Genomic DNA, 1,169 nt, shown 5'->3' with positions numbered 1-1,169 from the left:
ACCCTTCCACCTCACTGGAGCCCCCAATGACTCGCCCCCGTCGTCATGTCGCAGGCCAGGTCGCCGCCCTGACTCGCCGTACCGCCGGTGGACGTTTTCTTACCCGCCCGGATGCCAACATCAACGCCATCGCGGCCTACGAGTTTGCCCGCTCTGCGGATCGCAGCGGCGTGGAGGTGCACGGGGCGGTGGTAATGTCGAACCATGTCCACATCGTGCTCACCGACCCGCAGGCACGCCGCTCGGAGTTTATGCGTGATGCGATGGCCGGCTTCACCCGGGCCCGAAAGGACTTTCTCGGCTTCGACGGCAGCCTCTGGGATAACGGCCCCTACTGCGACACGGTGCTCCTCGACCGGGAGGTCTTTGAGATTCAGCTCCTCTACACGCTGCTCAACCCGGTCAAAGCCGGGCTGGTCCCGCGCGCCAAAGACTGGCCGGGCTTTAAGATCATGCCCTCCGACTGGGAGAAGCCGATGGTGGTCGAGCGCCCGGCAACCTATTACGGAGACGATCAGCCCGAGTCTATTGAGTTCATCCCCAGGCGCCCGCCGGGCTACGATGACATGTCGCTGGAGGAGGTGGTCGCGCATTTTGAGAACCTTTTGCGCGAGGCCGAAAACGAGATTCATCGCGAGATGAAAAAGAAAAAGCGGCGCTTTCTGGGCGTCAAAGGCGTGCTGGCGACCGACCCCTCCAGTTGCCCGAAAAAGAAGCGGCGGCGCGGCGAGGTGGCTCCTCGCTTTGCGGCCTTTCATCCCGAGCTTCTCGATCAGGCCATCGCCCGCGATCGTGCCTTTCGCAGCGCCTACGCGCAGGTGCGCAAGCGCTGGGTCCAGGGCAAAAAACGCTGCGTCTTTCCCAGCGGAACGCTCTGGCTGAGGCGCAACGCGCCGGTGAAGTGTCGCGAGGATGACCCGTGCGAGGCGGGGCTGGCGGCGAACTACCAGAGCTTCGGGGCAGCCAGCCCGGGCGCTCGGGCAGCGTCTTAAGGCGCGCGTCGCGCTCGCTCCAGATGACCAGATGAGTCGAAATCGCGCTACAAATGAGCTTGGATGACACACCAGGGGACCACTTGCCGCACGTCGAGGACGTGTGAGGGCCGAGCTCTGTTTGGTGTCCGGCGCTCGGGCGTTGAAACCGGTCGCATATGCGCCGGTGAGGGGGGG

1 protein-coding gene is annotated in these 1,169 nt (G+C 64.3%); it reads left to right on the top strand.

All coding sequences use genetic code 11. The features are described 5' to 3' along the window. On the top strand, positions 1-992 hold a 992-nt coding region (locus FRC98_RS20750), incomplete at its 5' end, for a hypothetical protein (RefSeq protein WP_230467875.1). Between the last annotated feature and the right edge of the window lie 177 nt (positions 993-1,169).

Source organism: Lujinxingia vulgaris, assembly GCF_007997015.1.
GTDB lineage: Bacteria > Myxococcota_A > Bradymonadia > Bradymonadales > Bradymonadaceae > Lujinxingia > Lujinxingia vulgaris.
Note: the sequence above shows the minus strand (reverse complement) of the source record. Positions and strands in the feature narration are given on the sequence as shown.